The organism is Streptomyces sp. adm13(2018), from assembly GCF_008042145.1.
Lineage (GTDB): Bacteria > Actinomycetota > Actinomycetes > Streptomycetales > Streptomycetaceae > Streptomyces.
In genome coordinates, this window is sequence record NZ_RDBH01000003.1 from 1 (window position 1) to 18470 (window position 18470).

General features: G+C 73.0%; 16 protein-coding genes and 1 pseudogene. 6 read left to right on the forward strand and 11 right to left on the reverse strand.

All coding sequences use genetic code 11. From position 1 onward, the window contains the following. The 3 genes from EAO70_RS00150 to rpmG all read right to left on the reverse strand — a co-directional run. Positions 1 to 1215: CobW family GTP-binding protein (locus EAO70_RS00150; protein ID WP_148000993.1), on the reverse strand; the 1215-nt coding region annotated here is incomplete at its 3' end. Then, positions 1215 to 1469, reverse strand: a complete 255-nt coding sequence (locus EAO70_RS00155) for a type B 50S ribosomal protein L31 (protein WP_148000994.1) — start codon at positions 1467 to 1469, stop codon at positions 1215 to 1217. The genes EAO70_RS00155 and EAO70_RS00150, both read right to left, overlap by 1 nt. Positions 1470 to 1612: 143 nt before the next feature. After that, complete coding sequence (gene rpmG / locus EAO70_RS00160; RefSeq protein ID WP_148000995.1) at positions 1613 to 1777, reverse strand: 50S ribosomal protein L33; 165 nt, start codon at positions 1775 to 1777, stop codon at positions 1613 to 1615. A 78-nt stretch (positions 1778 to 1855) separates the two neighbouring features. Between rpmG and rpmB the strand changes: the two genes are divergently transcribed. From rpmB to EAO70_RS37495, 5 genes are all read left to right on the forward strand, one after another. Beyond that, the gene (rpmB, locus tag EAO70_RS00165) at positions 1856 to 2092 is read left to right on the forward strand and encodes a 50S ribosomal protein L28 (RefSeq protein WP_148000996.1); all 237 of its coding nucleotides are present in this window, start codon (positions 1856 to 1858) and stop codon (positions 2090 to 2092) included. Next, complete coding sequence (gene rpsN, locus EAO70_RS00170) at positions 2092 to 2397, forward strand: 30S ribosomal protein S14 (protein WP_148000997.1); 306 nt, start codon at positions 2092 to 2094, stop codon at positions 2395 to 2397. Before rpmB ends, rpsN begins: the two co-directional genes overlap by 1 nt. A gap of 312 nt (positions 2398 to 2709) precedes the next feature. Next, the gene (locus tag EAO70_RS00175) at positions 2710 to 3291 is read left to right on the forward strand and encodes an RNA polymerase sigma factor (RefSeq protein WP_148000998.1); all 582 of its coding nucleotides are present in this window, start codon (positions 2710 to 2712) and stop codon (positions 3289 to 3291) included. A gap of 47 nt (positions 3292 to 3338) precedes the next feature. Next, complete coding sequence (locus EAO70_RS00180; protein ID WP_148001017.1) at positions 3339 to 3704, forward strand: hypothetical protein; 366 nt, start codon at positions 3339 to 3341, stop codon at positions 3702 to 3704. Positions 3705 to 4289: 585 nt separating this feature from the next. Then, a complete protein-coding gene (locus tag EAO70_RS37495) occupies positions 4290 to 7610 on the forward strand; it encodes a type I polyketide synthase (protein ID WP_410090897.1) in 3321 nt (1106 codons plus the stop codon). Between the two features lie 84 nt (positions 7611 to 7694). Here the strand turns inward: EAO70_RS37495 and EAO70_RS39940 are convergent. Then, positions 7695 to 8381, reverse strand: a pseudogene (locus EAO70_RS39940) (serine/threonine-protein kinase); the annotation flags it as partial. A 24-nt stretch (positions 8382 to 8405) separates the two neighbouring features. After that, positions 8406 to 9107: a hypothetical protein gene (locus EAO70_RS00205; protein WP_148000999.1), complete on the reverse strand. Its 702-nt coding sequence runs from the start codon at positions 9105 to 9107 to the stop codon at positions 8406 to 8408. 203 nt (positions 9108 to 9310) lie between these two features. Between EAO70_RS00205 and EAO70_RS00210 the strand changes: the two genes are divergently transcribed. Beyond that, positions 9311 to 10165: a DMT family transporter gene (locus EAO70_RS00210; RefSeq protein ID WP_148001000.1), complete on the forward strand. Its 855-nt coding sequence runs from the start codon at positions 9311 to 9313 to the stop codon at positions 10163 to 10165. Between the two features lie 49 nt (positions 10166 to 10214). Here the strand turns inward: EAO70_RS00210 and EAO70_RS00215 are convergent, their stop codons facing one another. The 6 genes from EAO70_RS00215 to EAO70_RS00235 all read right to left on the reverse strand — a co-directional run bounded on the left by EAO70_RS00215 (position 10215) and on the right by EAO70_RS00235 (position 18448). Next, positions 10215 to 11141, reverse strand: coding sequence for an ABC transporter permease (locus EAO70_RS00215; protein WP_148001001.1), 927 nt, complete (start codon positions 11139 to 11141; stop codon positions 10215 to 10217). Continuing rightward, positions 11138 to 12247, reverse strand: coding sequence for an ATP-binding cassette domain-containing protein (locus tag EAO70_RS00220; protein WP_148001002.1), 1110 nt, complete (start codon positions 12245 to 12247; stop codon positions 11138 to 11140). The genes EAO70_RS00215 and EAO70_RS00220 overlap by 4 nt, the downstream gene beginning before the upstream one ends. 246 nt (positions 12248 to 12493) lie before the next feature. After that, positions 12494 to 12649, reverse strand: coding sequence for a VenA family class IV lanthipeptide (locus EAO70_RS37500; RefSeq protein WP_187283654.1), 156 nt, complete (start codon positions 12647 to 12649; stop codon positions 12494 to 12496). Between the two features lie 45 nt (positions 12650 to 12694). Then, positions 12695 to 15481, reverse strand: coding sequence for a class IV lanthionine synthetase LanL (gene lanL, locus EAO70_RS00225; protein WP_148001003.1), 2787 nt, complete (start codon positions 15479 to 15481; stop codon positions 12695 to 12697). A gap of 546 nt (positions 15482 to 16027) precedes the next feature. After that, positions 16028 to 16822, reverse strand: a complete 795-nt coding sequence (locus EAO70_RS00230) for an SDR family NAD(P)-dependent oxidoreductase (protein ID WP_148001004.1) — start codon at positions 16820 to 16822, stop codon at positions 16028 to 16030. A 222-nt stretch (positions 16823 to 17044) separates the two neighbouring features. After that, entirely contained in the window at positions 17045 to 18448 is a 1404-nt protein-coding gene (locus EAO70_RS00235; RefSeq protein WP_148001005.1) for a sulfatase, read from the reverse strand. Positions 18449 to 18470 lie beyond the last annotated feature (22 nt).

Consider the following 18470-nt stretch of genomic DNA (forward strand, 5'->3'; position numbering starts at 1 on the left):
GACCCGGATCTGGTCGCCCTGGGCGGGCTTCACGATGTTCACGGTCGTGACTCTCCTCCGACGGGTGGTCGATGGCTCGATCAGGGGCGCGAAGGCGGCGGGGAGGTCTTTCCAGCCGTCCGGCCCCGCCGCGTACTCCTCGTCGGTGAGGAGGCAGGACTCCAGGAGCCGCTCCAGTCCCTCGCGGTCCAGGCCGGGCGAGGTGAAGACGAGGTGCTGGCAGCAGTCCCCGTGCGCGGGGTGCCAGTCCAGGGCCGCGGCGGCCCGGCGCATCGGCGGGACCAGCTCCCACGCGGCGTCCGGCAGCGAGGCGAGCCAGGGGCCGGCGCTCTCCACGCACAGGGCACCGCCGGCGGCGTCCCAGGCGAGCAGGGTGTCGGGCCGGTCCGCGAGCCAGAACCGGCCCCGGCTCCGGGCGGCCGCGCAGCACAGGTCCTCCAGCGCCGCGTGGAGCCGCTCGGGGTGGAAGGGGCGGCGCCGGTGCCAGACGAAGGTCGTGACGCCGGCCTCGTCCGCGTCGTGGGGCAGCAGGGCGCACGCGGGGTGCTGCGCAGCGGCTGCCGCCTCGACGTCGAAGCCGGCGAAGGCGGCCGCGGCGAGGTCGCCCGAGGCGGCCGCCACCCGCCGGGCGGTCGGGTGCAGTTGGGCGAGCAGGGCGCGGTCCTCGTCGTCCGCCCGCCCGTGGTCGACGAGGGCGAGGACGGGCGCGTACTCCAGCTGGCGGGCCCAGGTGTCGCCGACGGTGCGCCGGTCGGTGGGTGCGGCGGCGAGGCCCGCCTCGGCGAGGTCGTCGCCGTCGGCGAGGCAGGGCAGGACGAGGGCCGGGTCCACCGCGGTGATGACGTTCGTCAGGACCAGGAGGTCACCAGCGTGCGCCGCGACGACCTCGGCCATCGTCTTCGGCTCGACCGAGTCCCACAGTTCGACCACGGCGAGCCGCGTCGGGCCGTGGGCCAGCCTCAGCAACTCCGGTACGAGGTCCTCGCGCAGGGCGCAGCAGGCGCAGCCGTCGACCAGCGGGGTCCCGCCCTCGGACAGGATCCCGCCGGCGTCGCGGACCAGCCGGCGCACCGTGCCGTCGGCGGCGCCGGCGAGGTCGTGGTGGAGGGCGACGCTGCCGGGGACGGTCCGCAGGAGGCGCTCGACGACCTCCTTGCGGGCGTCGGTGTGGATTCCGGCGACGATGACGACGGGCAGCCGGGGGTCCGGTGCCATCAGCGGGCACCGTAGCGGCGCTCGAAGCGCTCGACGCGTCCGGCGGTGTCCATCACCCGGGCGGTGCCGGTGTAGAAGGGGTGGCCGGCCGAGGAGATCTCGACGTCGACGACCGGGTAGGTCTGTCCGTCCTCCCACTCGATCACCTTGCCCACCGCGCTTTCGGCCAGGGTGGAGCGGGTGAGGAACGCGAAGCCGGAGGCGGTGTCGCGGAAGACGACGGGGCCGTAGGCGGGGTGGATGCCGGGCTTCATGGCGGGGCCTTTCTCCTGTGCCGCGGCCGGTGTGCGGCGGCGGGCCGTGCGGTGGTGGTGGGGCGGGCGGCCCTTCCCGGTGACTGCTGGTTCGGGCGGCCGCCCCGCGGCGACCCGTGCGAGCCGCCGCGGGGCGGCTGCGGTCAGCGCTCTTCGCGGAAGTCGACGTGACGCCGGGCCGTCGGGTCGTACTTGCGGAGCACCATCCGGTCGGGGTCGTTGCGCCGGTTCTTGCGGGTGACGTAGGTGAAGCCGGTGCCCGCGGTGGAGCGCAGCTTGATGACGGGGCGGATCTCGTTGCGTGCCATGACACCACTATACGACAACGGTTATCGTTTCCAATAAGCGGTGGTCACCTCGGCCGCCGAGAGAGACAGGAACCACCCATGTCCGCCCACTGCCGGCTGACCGGCGCCGAACCCGGCTTCGGCCGCCGGATCTCCCACTCCCACCGGCGCACCCCGCGCCGCTTCGACCCGAACATCCAGCACAAGCGCTACTGGCTGCCCAGCGAGGGCCGCACCGTCCGTCTCACCCTCAGCGCGCGGGCGATCCGCACCGTGGACCGGATCGGGATCGAGGCGGCCGTCGCCCACATCCGGGCGCGGGGGGGGAGGGTCTGATGGCCAAGCGCAGCAAGATCGTGAAGAACGAGCGGCGCCGGGCGGTCGTGGAGCGTCACGCCGCCCGGCGGGCGGAGCTCGAGGAGACCGTCCGCCGCCCCTCGTCGACGCCCGAGCAGCGCCGGGCCGCGCGGGAGGAACTGGACCGGCAGCCGCGTGACGCCAGCGCCGCCCGGGTCCGCCGCCGCGACGCCGTCGGCGGCCGGCCCCGCGGACACCGGCGGAAGTTCGGGCTCTCCCGGATCAGCACCCGTCGGCCGGCGCACGCGGGACTCCTGCCCGGCGTGACCAAGTCCTCCTGGTAGCACCGCCGGAGGAGACCCGGCGGAGGGCCCGGCGGAGGGCCGGTCACTCCTCACGTACGGCCCGGCACGCCCTCCGCGCGATCCACGGAAAAAACTTCCCCCGGAGCTGAATCCTCTGGGGACCCCGCCGTCTCTTATGTGTGTACCGGCCGAACGGGCCGGCGAGGCAACAGGAGGAACACTATGGTCACGGCCCTCGTAGTCATCGGAGTCCTGCTCGTGGGCGCGTGCAGCTGGCACCTCATGCGGCGCTACAAGAGCCGAAGCTGACGAGTGCCTGCGCGCGAGGCGCCCGCCGGGTATGAGTAGCACATGAACCAACGTTTCTCCTGGCCGGACGAGCGGCTGATCAAGGCCGCTCAGGACGGCGACGTCACGTCGCTCACCACCGTCGTCATGGAATCGCAGCCCCATGTGCGCAAGTTCGCCAACTCCCTGTGCGCCTCTCCCCAGGACGCGGAGGACGCCGCGCAGGAAGCGCTGATCATCCTGTACCGGAAGATCGGCAGCCTGCGCGCCACCGGCGCACTCGCCTCGTGGATGTTCCGGATCGTGCGCAACGAATGCCTCCGGCAGGTGCGGCTGCTCGTCCGTCGCAACGACGAACCGCAGACCGCGCCGGAGGGCTCCCCGGAGCCCTCCGCCGAGGAGGCGGTGCTGCACCGGCTGGAAGTGGAGCGGATCGCGGCCGCGGTCGGCGCCCTGCCCCGCGACCAACGACAGGTCCTGATCATGCGGGACGTCCAGGGCCTGCCCGGCCGGACCGTGGCTCATTCCCTCGGTCTCAGCAACGCCGCGATGAAGTCCCGGCTGCACCGGGCGCGCGCGGCGGTCCGTCAGTCACTGGAAACGATCGACCAAGCACCCGATGAGGCCACCGACCAGGCGGCCTGATCGAGCCATCGACCACCCGTCGGAGGAGAGTCACGACCGTGAACATCGTGAAGCCCGCCCAGGGCGACCAGATCCGGGTCAGCACGAAGGCCCCGGCGAACGACCTGAACTTCGCCAGCAAGTCCGTCCCGCGTCACCTGGCGCGCGGCGCCATCGGCTTCGGGCTGATCATCGGCTCGATCGCCATGGTGCCCGTCGCCGGACCGGCCACCCTGCTCGCGGCCCCGCTGGCTCTCATCGCCTTCCGCGGCTGCCCCACCTGCTGGATGGTCGGCCTGGCGCAGACGATCTCGCGCGGCCGGCTGGAGCGGCAGTGCGTGGACGGCGTGTGCACCCTCACCAAGGCGGACCCGGCGGCGAAGACCGCGGGCGCGCCCGCGACCGAGGGAAACGTCCCGGCCACCTCCCGGTGACCGGTCCACAGCAGGCCCGTGGCCCGGTCGACGGGCGGCCCGCACCGTCGCCCGACGGCCTCCCCGTGATCGGGGAGCCAGGTCCATCGGACGTCCGGCCCGGCTGATTCTCACCCTTGCCGAAAGCACGGGGTGAGATCGCCGGGCCGGACGGCACGCGGCGCCGAAATGTCCGCCGTTCCCCGCCGGCGTACTTCTTTCGAGGTGGGAAAGCACCGTGCTGCGCACGTACGGCCTGTTTCCGTGCGGTTAACCCAGCAGCTACGCGACACAGGTCCCCGATGCCGGTCCCCCGATTACCGGCATATTGATTCCTGGACCAACTCCCGCGCCCCGGACCATTGGTTTACGGCGCGCCGACTCGGTGCTAGGGTCCAAATTGAGATTGAGTCAGGCTGGGCCGCCGAGTCGGCCGTGCCGTTGATCGTGCTTCACGGGGGGAGCAACAACATCATGATCCGCCATGCCCAAATTCAGGCGGCAGCAACGCCATCACACAGCACGGTACGGGGATCTTCCGGCGGTGCGGCGGAAAACCAGGAGCCGACGGTCCAGGATGGACCGTCGCAGCAGGTACCGGGCGGTATCGACGACCGGACGGTCGCCGTCGTCGGACTTTCCTGCCGCTTTCCCGGCGGGGCGAACCCCGCGGAATTCTGGGACCTTCTCAGGAACGGTCGCGACGCCATTGCGGCACCGCCCGCCGATCGCGCACATCTCGCCTCCCTCGGCGACGGATCCCCGCGCCCCGGTGGATTTCTGCCCCGGGTGGACGCGTTCGATGCGGATTTCTTCGGTATTTCTCCGCGTGAAGCGGCCGCGATGGATCCGCAGCAGCGTCTCGTCCTCGAACTGGCCTGGGAGGCCCTCGAGGACTCCGGCATCGTTCCGGCCGACCTCGCCGACACCGCCACCGGCGTCTTCATGGGTGCGATCGCCGACGACTACGCGGCCCTGACGCACGCCGCCGGCCCCGCCGCCACCTCGGCGCACACCGTGACGGGGCTCCACCGGGGCATCATCGCCAACCGGGTCTCGTACGTCCTGGGGCTCCGCGGACCCAGCATGGTGATCGACACCGCGCAGTCGTCCGCGCTGGTCGCGGTGCATCTGGCCTGCGAGAGCCTGCGCCGCGGCGAGTCCGTCGTGGCCCTGGCCGGCGGCGTCAACCTCAACCTCGCGCCGGAGAGCACCCAGGCCCTGGCCGCCTTCGGCAGCCTCTCGCCCGATGGGCGATGTCATAGTCTCGACGCCCGGGCGAACGGGTACGTACGGGGCGAGGGCGGCGCCGTGGTGGCGCTGAAACTCCTCAGCCGGGCCCTGGCCGACGGGGACCGCATCCACTGCGTGCTGCTCGGCGGGGCCGTCGGAAGCGACGGCGCGAGCGAGACCCTCCCCACTCCGAACGGAGAAGCCCAGGAAAGCGTGATACGCGATGCCTGGGAGAATGCGCGAATACCGCTGGAACAAGCACAGTACGTAGAAATACACGGATCGGGCACACGGGTGGGCGACCCCATCGAAGCAGCCGCTCTGGGCGCCGTTTTCGCCTCCTCCCGCTCTCCGGAGAATCCCCTCAGGCTCGGTTCCGTCAAGACCAATATCGGCCACCTCGAAGGCGCCTCGGGTATCGCGGGACTCGTCAAGACGATTCTCTGCCTCGCCGAGCGGGAGCTCGTACCGACCCTCAACTTCGAGACACCGAATCCGCAGATCCCTTTCGCCGATCTCCGGATCGCCGCCGCGACCGAAACCGGCCCTTGGCCGAATCCCGATGGATCCCTGGTCGCCGGTGTCACCTCCGTCGGAATGGGCGGAACCAACTGCCACCTGGTTCTCGGATCGCGGCCGGAGTACCCCGCGGCGACCGCCGGAATCGAGCCACAGCAGCCGGCCTCCCCCGCCCCGGCCGATTCCCATCCTTCCGGCTCCTCCGAGTCTTCTGCGCCTTCTCGCTCTTCCGGGCCCGCCGAACCGCTCGCCTGGGTACTTTCCGGACGGGGTGACAAGGCGCTCCGGGCGCAGGCGGACCGCTTACGCGCATTCCTCGCCGCACACCCGGAACTCGGTGCGGCCGAGATCGCCCGTTCCCTCGCGCACCACCGCACCGTCTTCGGCCACCGGGCCGTCCTGGTCGGAGCCGACCGCGACGAACTGCTGGCCGCCGTGGACGCGGTCGCCGACGCGGGTGTGCACCGCGGCGCGGTGGCGGGCAGCAGCCACGACGCCGTCCGCCGGGCCGTGTTCGTCTTCCCCGGGCAGGGCTCGCAGTGGGCGGGCATGGCCGCCGAACTCCTCGACACCGCCCCGGTCTTCGCCCGGGTCGTCGAGGACTGCGAGCGGGCGCTGAGCCCGTACCGCGACTGGTCGCTGACCGATGTGCTGCGCGGACGCCCCGGCGCCCCCGCCCTCGACCGCGACGACGTCGTCCAGCCGGCCCTGTGGGCCGTGATGGTCGCCCTGGCCGCGCTGTGGCGTGCGGCGGGAGTGGAACCGGCCGCGGTCGTCGGCCACTCGCAGGGCGAGATCGCGGCGGCCACCGTCAGCGGCGCCCTCACCCTCGACGACGCGGCCCGCCTGATCGCCGTACGGAGCGCGGCGCTCGGCGCGCTGGCCGGACGCGGCGGCGGCATGCTGACCGTCTCGCTGCCCGCCGACCAGGTGCGCGAAGACCTCATCTCCTACCCGGGGTTGAGCGTGGCCGCCGTCAACTCCCCCGGCATGACCGTGGTCGCCGGTGACGGCGCGGCCCTGGACGCCCTGGCCGCCCGGTACGGCGAGGACGTCCGCACCCGGCGCGTGCCGGTCGCCTACGCCTCGCACAGCCCGCACGTCGACGCCGTACGCGACACCCTCCCGGCCGAGTTGGCCGGCATCGCACCGCGCGCCGGAAGCGTGCCGCTGCACTCGACGGTGACCGGCACGGTCCTCGACGGGTCCGAGCTGGACGTCGACTACTGGTACCGGAACCTGCGGGAGCCCGTACGGTTCGAGCCCGCCGTGCGGGCGCTGCTCGACGCGGGGCACGAGCTGTTCATCGAGATGAGCCCGCACCCCGTGCTCGCGCTCGCCGTCCAGCAGACCGCGGAGGCCGCGGACCAGCCGGTCGCCGCGCTCGGCACCCTGCGCCGCGACGAGGGCGGCCGGCAGCGGCTGCTGCTGGCGTTCGGCGAGGCGTTCTGCCACGGCGCGGACGTGGACTGGTCCGCCGTCCTGCCCGCCGGCGCCGCCCGCGCCGAACTGCCGACGTACGCCTTCCAGCGGCGGCGCCACTGGATCACCGCCGAGTCCGCCCCGCCCGTCCCGCCCTCGGCGGTCGCCGCAGCAGGGATGCGCGCTCCGGCGGCCGTCGTCGAGGGTGAGGGCGCCGCTGACGGTGGCCGCCGCGATCTCGCCCTGCGAGTGGCCGACGACGGTCGTGGTCGGCGCCGTGGTCGTCGGGTCGCCGGTGGGCGACCCCTCGGGCGTGACGGTCGGGCCGGCGCCGCTCGGCGAGGGGGAGGACGGCGTCGGCTCCGTCGAGGGTGCCTCGGAGGCCGACGGCGGGGACGACGGTGCCGCCGGGGACGTAGCCGGCGTGGCCGTGCCCGGTCCCGTGCTGGTCGTCGCGAAGGCCTGAGCGGTCTCGTCGCCGCTCGCGGCCTCGACTCCGGCCCGCGCGGCGAGGGCGAGCAGCAGGGCCAGGACGAGCGCGGCCGCGCCCGCCGGCACCCCGCGGGGAACGCGCCACCGGGGGCGTCGCGGCGGATCCGGCAGGGTGGTGGTGGCGAGCGCGGTCGTGCCCTCGGACACGCCCCCGCCCGACGAGGGGAGGAGCAGCGGCAGAAGCGCGGCCAACGCCGCGAGCCGCCCCCGGCCCCGCTCCTCCCAGTCGGGCCCGTAGGCGGCGGTGGCGATCGCCTCTAGTTCGGACACGAACGCGGCGGCGTTCTCCGGCCGTTCGTCCGGTGACTTGGCGAGGCCCCGCCGGATCAACGGGCGCAGCGGCTCCGGGGCCTCACCGTCGGGAACGGGCGTGCCCAGGTGGTGCAGGGCGAGTTCCGCGAAGTTGTCCCCGGTGAACGGCTTGCGGCCGGTCAGGCACTCGAAGAAGGTCGCGGTCGCCGCGTACACGTCGGCAGCGGGCGAGGCGGGAGCGCCGTTCCACTGCTCGGGCGCCATGTAGGCGGGCGTCCCGGCGACGCCCGGCGTCGCACCCCGGCCCGTCGCGATCCCGAAGTCGACGAGCTTGGACGCCCCGTCGGCCGCGACCAGGACGTTCTCCGGCTTGTAGTCCCGGTGCACGACCCCCGCCCGGTGCGCGGCGGCGAGGCCCAGGAGCGAGCCCTTGAGCACCACGAGGGCGGCCTCGGGGCCCGTCGATCCCTCACGCGCGATGAGGGCCCGCAGCGCGACCCCGTCGACGAGCTCCATGACGATCGCGGCGCCGCGGGGCGCCTCGACGTACTCGTAGAACCCGACGACGTACGGACTGTCCAGGGCGCCGAGCAGCTGCGCCTCCGACCGGAACCCCCGTACGAACGCCTCGTCCTCGCGGAACCGCTCGCTGAGGTACTTCACCGCGACCGGCAGCCCGGTCCGCTCGTGCCGGGCCAGCACCACGCGCCCACTGGCGCCCGCGCCCAACTCCCGGGACTCGACGTACCCCGGGACCACCCATGCGCCGCTCATCCCCATCCCCCCGACGGCCGGCCCTTCCCCTCACAGGGACAGATTCTGGCCAGGGCCGGTTCCCCGCGGAAGGGGGTGTCCGCGCACGAAGCCGAACCGCGCCGACGCAAGGGTTCTGTGGGATGCCTGAGGCCCAGAGGACCGGGGGCGGGGGCGCGCGGCCCGTAACTGACAACCCAGGACCGAGGCGCCGGACGCGGACGCGCCCGCGGGAACCACGACCCTCACGGGCCTGCCCAGCTCGGTGAGCGTCAGGGTGGTCACGGACGACATGACGTCCTTGACGGTCATGGACAGGCGCACCCCGATGGCCCGCTCGCGACCGTCGACCCACACGTCGACGGTGACGGGGATACCGCCTCCGAAGTACGTCCGGAGCGTGTCCGCCTCGGCCCGCGTCTCCTCGCCCATCTCCAGGGTGAGCGCGCTGTGGGGCAGCAGACCGCGGTAGCGCGTGACGGCGGCGCCACCCGGCTTCTCCTCGCCGACCCGCTCGGACCTCTCGCCCATGGAGGCCTGCCGGAGCGTGTACTCCGGGTCGTTGGCGGGCGCCCGCAGCATGTGGCGGGCCTCCGCGTCGGCGCGGTCGGCGTACGACCACGGCATGCTCTCCCCGCCGGCCTTCCCCCGGACGTACACCCGCCCGTCCGCGAACACCTCGTCGAACCGCACCGCGTCCGCCAGCCCGACGCTGACGGGTGCGGCAATGCCCCCGGACCACGTGACACGCATACTGCGCTGACCAGCGTAGATACCCGATCCACGCCCCGAGGCGCCGGGGTGGCGCACCGACCGCGGAGACGGGGCGCGGAGCTCCGGCGGGACGACCCCGTCAGCCGGGCCCAGGCCACCGGCGTTGGCCCGACCGGGTCCTCCGTGTGGGCGGGCGCCGGTGTCGGGACCTGGTCGTCGCGGCCCTCGGTGAGGATCGGTGTATGGGCGTCGTACTGCCGGTTCTCTTCTCCGTGTTCGCCGCGTTCAGCAACGCGCTCGCCACGGTGCTCCAGCGGCGTGCGGCGCTCACCGTGCCGCAGACGGACTCGTTCCGGCCCGGACTGATCCTCGACCTGCTGCACCGGCCGCTGTGGCTGGCCGGCATCCTCGCCGTCATCGCCGCCGGTGTCGGCCAGGCCGCCGCCCTCGCGACCGGCCCGCTGGCCCTCGTGCAGCCCCTCTTCGTCCTCGAACTGCCCCTCGCCCTGCTGATCGCCACTCTCCTCACGCGCGAGCGGCTGCCCGCCCGGCTCTGGGCCGCCGTCGCCGGGGTCGTGGTCGGACTGGGGGTGGCGCTCGCGGCGGCGTCGCCCACCGGGAACCGCACCCATGTGGCACTGGACCGCTGGGTGCCGGTCCTCGTCGCCTGCACCGTCGCCGTGGTGGCCCTCGCCGCCGTCGGGCTCCGCAGACCGGCCGGACGGGCGCGCGCCGGCTGCCTCGGAGCCGCGACGGCGATCTGCTACGCGCTCACCGCGGCCCTCATGAAGACCTCGATGCACATCCTCGGCGACGGGGGAGTCGGCGCCTTCCTGACGGCGTGGCAGACCTATGCCTTCTGCCTGGCCGGTATCGCGGCTCTCCTCCTGCTCGAACACGCCATGCAGGGCGGACCGCTCGTCGCCTCGCAGCCCGCCCTCACCCTCGGCGACGCCACCGTGAGCCTGAGCCTCGGCGTCCTCCTGTACGAGGAGCACGTACGCGCGGGCTGGTGGCTGCTGCCCCAGCTCGCCGGCGTCGCGCTGATCGTCCTCGGGGTGTTCGCGCTGGCGCGCAGCGGCGTCGGCACCTCCTGACCGGCCACCGCCGACGCGGTCCGCCCGCCAAGGGTCCGGCCGCCGCGCGTCACTCAGGTCTGCTGAAGCGCCGCGCGGCCCACAGCACGGCGAGCAGGCCGGCACCGAGAAGGAGCCCGGCCTCGAGCACCACCGGCGGCTGCCAGCCGGCCCATTCGATGCCGGTGGCGGCCTGCTGGTCGGGGACCCGGTATCCGATGCAGCGCCGGAGCAGGTCCACCGCGTAGGCGAGCGGGTTGGCGGCGGCGACGGCCTGCGCCCAGCCCGGCAGGGTGCTCAGGGGGAAGAAGCCCCCGGAGAGGAACAGCAGCGGCATCATGATCAGCCCGAGGAACGTGTGGAACGTCTCCGCCCGGCTCAACGACACCGCCAGGGCCAGGGCCAGCGCCGTGATGGTGAACGAGGCCAGGACCATCCCGGCGAGCAGCAGGAGCAGCAGCAGCGGATCGTAGGGCAGACCGACCGTGCCGGCGAGGCTGAGCAGGACGGCTCCCTGCACCGCGGCCGTGAGGGTGCCGCCGGCGCAGAGCCCCAGGAGGAGGGTGGTCCGGCTCACCGGGGCCATCAGGAGCTCCCGCACGTACCCGCTCTGCCGGTCCGTGATCAGACGGATGCCGACCATGATGGCGGGCGTCTGCACCGTCATCATCAACATGCCGGGGAACAGATAGGTCTGGTAGCCGACGCCCAGGGAGGAGCGGGGGATGAGGGCGGCCAGTCCGCCCCCCAGGATGAGCAGGTAGAGCATCGGGTGGAGCAGCATCAGCGCGGTGTGCGCGCGCTGGCCCGCCAGGCGCAGCATGTCGCGGTGGACCAGGGCGTGGATCGCGCGCAGTTCGTGCCGCAGCCGAGACGCCCGCCCGCCGTCGGAACCGCCCGCGTCGCCGTAGGGGCCGGGGCCGCCCGAGGCGTGGGCGGCGGCCGGGGATTGCGGAGTCCCGGTGGCGCCGGGGGACTTCGTCGTGAGTTCGGTCATCGGCTGCCACCGCTCTCTGACGTGGAGGGGCTGAGGGCGGGACCGGCGGAGGCACGGCCGGGCCCGGTCGGGTCGAGGCTGCGGCCGGTGTGGTGGAAGAAGACGTCGTCGAGCGTCGGCGGCGCCGCGGACGCGGCGTGCACGGCGATGCCGTGCCCCTGGAGCGCCGCGCAGAGCCGCGGAATCCAGGTGCTGCCGTCCGACACCCGCAGGGACACTCCGCCGGAGAACGCTGTGACGGTCCGGTCCGCCGGCACGATCCCGCGGACGACCTGCCGGGCCGCCGTGTCGTCGCTGGTGCGCAGCACGACGAGGTCGTCCCCGATCGCGGCCTTCAGCGCGAGGGGCGTGCCCTGCGCCACCACACGGCCGTGGTCGATGATCGCGATCCGGTCGCAGTTCTCCGCCTCCTCCAGATAGTGGGTCGTGACGAAGAGCGTGTTGCCGTGGCGGTCGCGCAGCGCCCGGAGGTGCTCCCAGACCTGGGCGCGGGCGTGCGGGTCGAGTCCGGTGGTGGGCTCGTCGAGGAACAGCAGGCGGGGGGAGTGGAGCAGGGCGCGGGCGATCTCCAGGCGCCGCCGCATGCCGCCCGACAGGGTGCGTACCGGCGAACGCCGCCGGTCGCTCAGCCCGGCGGTCTCCAGTACCTCCGCGGCGCGCGACCGTGCGTGCCGGCGGGAGAGGCCGTAGAGCCGTGCGTGGATGTGCAGGTTCTGGTCGACCGTCAGGTCCACGTCCAGAGCGCCGTGCTGGAAGAGCATGCCGACGCGCCGCCGCACCTCGTGGGGCCGGCCGACCACGTCGACGCCCGCGACGACCGCGTGACCGGCGGTGGGCCGGGCCAGGGCGCACAGCATGGCGATGGTGGTCGACTTCCCCGCGCCGTTGGGCCCGAGGAAGGCGAAGCTCTCGCCCTGCCGCACGTCCAGGTCCACTCCGCGGACCGCCTCCGTGGTGGTGCCCTGCGGGCCCGGGTAGCTCTTGACCAGGCCGCGCATGCTGATGGCGCACGCGGGCTCGGGGTCCGGGTGCGCGGGTGTGCCGCCGAGGTCGGTCGTCACGAGGGAGTCCGGTGCGGGGCCGTCGACTCCTGCGGGTCGTTGCATGGGGTCCGCTCCTGGTCGACGTCGGGTCGCTGCATGCGGTCGGGTCCTCGTGCGGCCGCAGGGGGCCGCACGGAGACGGGTACACACTCCCGGCACACCGGCCTCGCTCGACCGGCCCCTCGACCGCGGGGGCCCAGGGATCGGTGAGGTCCTGAGGTCGGTGTGCCGGAAGCGTTCGGCTCGCAGATCATCCGGCCGGCGGCTTCCCGGGTCGGTCCGCCGGCCGGATGGTGGAGCCTGTCGGTGCTACGCGCAGCTGATGCCGATACAGACCGTGTTGAGCAGGGTCAGCAGGCCGACGCACTCGCACGTCGCGGCGAACGGCGCCCCGTCGATACCGACCGGGTCGGTCTCCGGGAGGGCGTGGAGGTGAGCCAGCAGTTCGATGTCGTTGTTCTCCATGGGTCTCTCCTTCGTTCAGTGAGCTGGCGACAGACTTCCTGCCGCTCAGACCGGCCGCTGGACCATCCAGTGCCGGTGGTCTGTGTGTCGGGTCCGCAGGAGGAAGGCGAGGATTCCTGCGGATCCGTCGCTCCAGCTGGTCGTGACGTCCCCGTACTCGTTGGGGAAGACCACCTGGGCGTGTCGTCGGGCCCTCTCGGTGACGACGAGGCGGGCCAGGTCCGCGGCATGGGCGCGGTGCACGGGGTCACCCGTCAGCTCGGCCATGTCGAGGAGGAAGTCGCCGTTGCCGGCCAGGCCGTGGCACTGGCCGAGGGCGGCGCGCGAGGCGCGTTCGGTGACGGCGTGCGTACTGCGGCGGGCGAGGTCGGCGAACCGCTCGTCCCCGGTCGCCTGCCACAGACGGACGAGGAAGCTGCCGATGCCCGCCGCGCCGTGGCACCAGTACGGTGCTGTGGGCAGGCCTCCGGCCTGGGCGGGCCACTGGGCGGTCTCGCCGACGTGTACGGCGTCGGTCAGCAGCTGTTCGCCGACCTCCACCGCGAGGTCCAGGTGCTCCTGGCGCCGCGAGACGGTCGCGGCGGCCAGGAGGAAGCAGGCGATGCCGGCCGCGCCGTGGGCGAAGCCGAGGTACCGCTTGCCGTACTCCGCGGAGACGGCCTCCGCGGGAATCGGCCAGCTCACCCCCGACCGGTCGCGTTCCGCCGAGGCGGTCAGCCGGTCGGCGGCCGCGACGGCCAGCTCGGCGAAGCGGGCATCCCCGGTGCGCTGCCACAGATGGACCGCCGCCAGCCCGCTGCCGGCGCTGCCGTGGGTGATGTCGTGGTGGGGCGTCACCTGCTGCGGGGCCAGCGCCAGCGCGAGCGCGTGGTCCCTGAGTCCCCGGTCGTCGACGGCCTGCCCGGTGTCGTACAGCGCCCAGGCGGTACCGAGCCCGCCGAAGTGCAGGCCAGGGCGGGTCGAGCGGAGATCGGTGTGCGCCGCGATCCAGTGCCCCGCGATGGACAGCACCTCGGGGAGGCGGTCGTCACCGGTGAGTTCCCAGTACCGCGTCAGCACCGCGAGCACACCGGCCGCGCCCTGCTGCACCGTGCAGGGGTCCGCCTCTCCGGCGAGGGTCGACACCGGCCACAGCCGGCTGTCGTCCGCCGGGGTCATCGACGTGATGAGGTGGTCCACGATCCCGGCCACCGTGTCGTCCTGCTCGGCTCTCCGGTCGTCGTGCCCGTCCTCCCGGCCGCTGCCGCCCGGGAGCTCGACGCGGGCTTCGTTCCGCGTCGTCCAGGTGGCCTGATCGTCCCGCGGCCGCGTGGTGTCCGCCCCTCGGAGGGCCTCACGCGCCCGGACCGGGTCCCACCGCTCGGCGGCGTCGTCCCGCATCAGCCCGAGGATCATCTCCGTGAGGGCGTCGGGCAGCCCCAGGGGCCCCGCGCAGGCGTCGAGCCATGCGGCGAGCCGCTCCTCGGTGGCGCGTGCGGACGGCTCCTCGGCCAGCAGGTGCGGAACCTTCCCCGCCAGCACGAAGCACACGGTGGCGCCGAGACTGTAGTAGTCGGCCGTCGGGCTGACGGGGGCGTCGGCGAGGCGCTCGGGGGCGCTGAAGCCGGGAGTTCCCACCCGGGTCGGCAGGGCGGTCTCGTCTTCCAGGACCGCGAGTTCGAGGTCGATCAGGCGCAGGGCGCCGTCCGGACGCACCATGACGTTGCCCGGCGTGAAGTCCCGCAGGACGCAGCCCCGGGCGTGCGCGGCCGCGACCAGCTCCACCAGCCGCGCGATCTGCGCCACCGCGTCGGCGCGGTAGCGTTCCGCCCCGGCGTCGCGGAAGTGCTCGGCGACCCAGGTCTGCAGGGTGACGCCCGGTACCTCCTCCTGGGCCAGGAAGAGGTGCCGCCCGTGCTCGAAGACCGCCAGCGGATCGGGGGCGAGCCCCGTGCCCTTGAGCTTCTCCAGCGTCCGGGCCTCGGCACGCAGCCAGTCGCGGACGTCGTAGCCGGAGGCGTCGGCCTCCACGTGCGGTCTGGCCTCCTTGATCACCACGGAGGCGCCCGTACGGACGTCGCTTCCCCGGTAGACGCCGCCCTTGTTCGTGTGCCGGATCGCCTCCCGTACCGCGAAGCGACCGCCGAGCAGCACCGGGGCCTTCGTGCCGGCCTTCCCGGCCGGTTCCTTCGCCCCGCCCGGCTTCTCCGGACCGTCCGTCCCGTCCTCGCCGTCCGCGGCGCGGGGCACCACGGGAACAGTGGCGGGGAAGGGACTGACCGCCCATGACGGGGGAGCGTACTGACCGGTGCGCTTGTCCTCGACGGGATTGCCGTCGGGGTCCTCGATGATCCAGACCAGCAGTCCGTCCTCCGAGAGCCGCCTCCGGCCCACGAACGAGCCGTACCGGTAGTGCACCAGCGAGTGCACGGCGTACGGCTGGTCGGAAAGGATCCGGGGGCCGGCCAGCCCGGCGGTGGCCGCGTGCAGCTCCTTGGCGAGCCGGGCAGCCTCGGCATCCGAGGACGGATAGACGGTGATGAACTTGCCCGAGCTTCCCCGGGGCGTGGCACGGGAGTTGAGCGCGCCCACCTGGTCGAGGGACCGGGCGAACTTGAAGGCGGACTCTCCCCGCAGCAGCACCTCCAGGGCCTTCCCGAGGACGGCTGGCGCGGAGGCGGTCGTGGCCGACACGTGCAGCTTCCACCCCTGCTCACGCGGCGTCCTGGAACCGGGCGTGAGACGGCACCACATCTCGTCCGTCCGGACCGCCCAGAACTCGCTCGTACCCGTGGCGTTCAGGGCTTTGCGGAGAAGGCCTTCCAGTTCAACTTCGGTAACCTGGCTCGTCATTCGCGTCCTTTTCAACGGTGTGGTCCGCTGATCGGAAAATGCCCACTGGCATATCCCGACCAACGCATCGCCGGACCTATTCACCAGATCCGGCGAGCGCACGGCGTGACGGCTTCGGATCATGAATGCGCCCAGCGCAGAAGGGGGCTCACGAAACCCCCGGATCGGAACGCGCCAGAACCCCGTGGTCCACGCGCCGTACGGCCCGGACTCACGGCGCTGTTCCCGCTTCGTACTCGGGCGGGCTTCGGCGCACCCGCAGCTCAGGGCCCGCCCGCGGGTACGGAGAGCGACGAAGGAAGCGCGGCGGAAAGCGGGAGGGCGAGCCGGCCGGCGACTCTCCGGCAATGTCCTTCGATCGCTTGTCGGATTGTGTCGAGCAGGAGTGCGTCGAGCTGACGCTTGCCGAACGACCGAACGATGGACACCTGCTCAGCGGCTTTGGGGCTCTACATCGTGCCACGAGCAGGCACAGGGACCCGCGGGCACGGCGAAATCGGCTGCCCGACCGCCGATGCCGCCCGCCGACTGCGCTCCTCTACTCCGCTACGGGAGAATGGAGTCCACGTATCCGCCGTCCACCCGCAGGGCGCCCCCGGTCGTGGCGGACGCCTGGTCGGACGCGAGGTACACCACCATGTTGGCGATCTCCTCGGGCTCGATGAGCCGTTGCAGCAGGGACTGCGGCCGGTACTCGCGCATGAAGACGCGCTGCGCCTCGTCCCACGGCAGGGACCGGTCCACCAAGTCGTACACGAAGTCCTCGACGCCGCCCGTGTGCGTCGGGCCTGCGATGACGGAGTTCACCGTGACACCGGTACCGGCGGCCTGCTTGGCGTAGCCGCGCGTGACCGCGAGAAGGGCGGTCTTGGACGTGCCGTAGTGGATCATCTCGGCGGGGATCACCACCGCCGAGTCGCTCGCGATGTTCTGGACGCGTCCCCAGCCCCGCTCGGACATCCCGGGAAGGTACTGGCGGATGAGGCGAATCGCGGCGAGGACGTTCACCTCGAAGTAGCGCCGCCACTCGTCGTCGGTGATCTCCAGCGGGTCGGCCTCGCCGAAGACGCCCAGGTTGTTCACCAGGATGTCGAGCCGCGGCAGTGCCTCGGCGGCGAGCAGCGCGCCCTGCTCGGTGGCGACGTCGGCCACGACGGGCACGAGATCCGCGTCGGGGACCTCGGACCGCAGGGCCGCGATGGCGCGCTCGACGCGCTCCTCCGTCCGCCCGTTGATCCCGACGCGGGCGCCGGCCCTGGCCAGACCGGTGGCGATGGCCGCGCCGATCCCCTGGGTGGAGCCGGTGACCAGCGCGGTACGTCCCGTCAGATCGATGAGCATGGCCGGACGTACTCCTTGCAGAACTCGACGAGTGCTTCGGTGACCGCTACTCGTCCCCTCTACCCCGCCGGTGCCGGCGACCACCGGAAACCCTCGCACCACCCTTCGTACGGCCCAGCCCGCCCGACTCCGGGCCTGCCCCGCGCAGGACCCGCCGACCCGGGGATCCCACCGGCCGCCCGGCCCCGCCGCGAGGAAGGCGGGGCCTCAGTGGCGGACCGGTCAGTAGCGGAGCAGCCCCGCGTCGATCCGCTCCCAGGCGCTCCGCAGCTCGGCCAGCCGCGCCGCCTCGAACGGAGCCCGGTCCGCCTGCTCGCGGGAGTCCTCGGACAGGTCGAAGAGCTGGTCGCGACCGGACTTGCCCCGGTAGTACTTCCAGTCGCCGCGGCGCAGCGCCCGCTCGCCCCGCACCCGCCAGAAGAGGTCGCGCTCGGGTACCTCCGTACCGCGCAGCAGATGGCCGGCGAGGCTCGTGCCGTCAAGGGGGTACGCGGAGTGGGCTCGGGCGCCGGCCAGGTCGAGCAGCGTCGCCGTCCAGTCGGGTGAGAACACCGGCAGATCGCTGACCTGGCCGCCGTCGATCCGCGCGGGCCAGCGCAGGATCGAGGGGACGCGGATGCCGCCCTCCTGGAGCGACCCCTTGTTGCCCGCGAGCGGCCAGTTGTACGAGAAGCGCTCGCCGCCGTTGTCGCTGGCGAAGAAGACGAGCGTGTCCTGTTCCTGCCCGGAGCGCTTCAGCGCCTTGAGGACCTGCCCGATCGAGCGGTCGAGGTCCTCGACCATCTCCTTGTACTTCTCGACCGACCCGCCGTCCTGGTGCCAGAGGGCGGAACGGTCACCCGCCTTGATGCGGCGGACGATCTCGTCGCTCGCCTTCTTGTCGCCGTCGGCGATCCAGGGCCAGTGCGGGGTGGTGAAGTTCAGGTTGAGCAGCCAGGGCTTGTCGTGGTCGCGGCTGACGTACTCGCCGGCCCGCTCGGTGAGGATCCGGGTGTAGTAGCGCAGGTCCTTGTACTCGGCGTCGCCCTCGTAGAGGTCGTATTCGCCGCCGAGGCCGAGCTTGGAGTAGTACTCCAGGGCCCCGCCGAAGTTGCCGAAGAACTCGTCCCAGCCGGACCGGGTGGGGGAGTAGTCGGGCAGGTAGCCGCAGTGCCACTTGCCTATCAGGGCGGTGGCGTAGCCGGAGTCGCGGAGGAGCGAGGCGAGCGTCGGGTGCGTGGGCTCCAGGCCGACGGACTTGTCGGCGATCGGCTCGGCCAGCCCGCCCTTGGTACGGCCCGGGTAGCGGCCGGTGTACAGGCTGAAGCGGGTGGGGGAGCAGGTCGCCGAGCCGGAGTAGGCGTCGGTGAAGCGGACTCCCTCGCGGGCGAGGCGGTCCAGGTGGGGGGTGCGGATGTGCGGGGAGCCGTACGAGGAGAGGTCGGCCCAGCCGAGGTCGTCGCCCAGGATGAACAGGATGTTGGGCCGGCGGGAGTGACGGCGCGGATGGGCGGCCCGGAAGGGACGCTCGCGCGTGTCGGCGGCGGGGGCCGCGTGTGCGGCGGAGGCAGCGGTGCCGAGGGCGGCGGCAGCGGCGGCACCGGCGGCGACCCCGCCGAGGGCACGGCGGGACAGGGGCGTGGACATACGGGTCTCCAGGGAGCGGCGC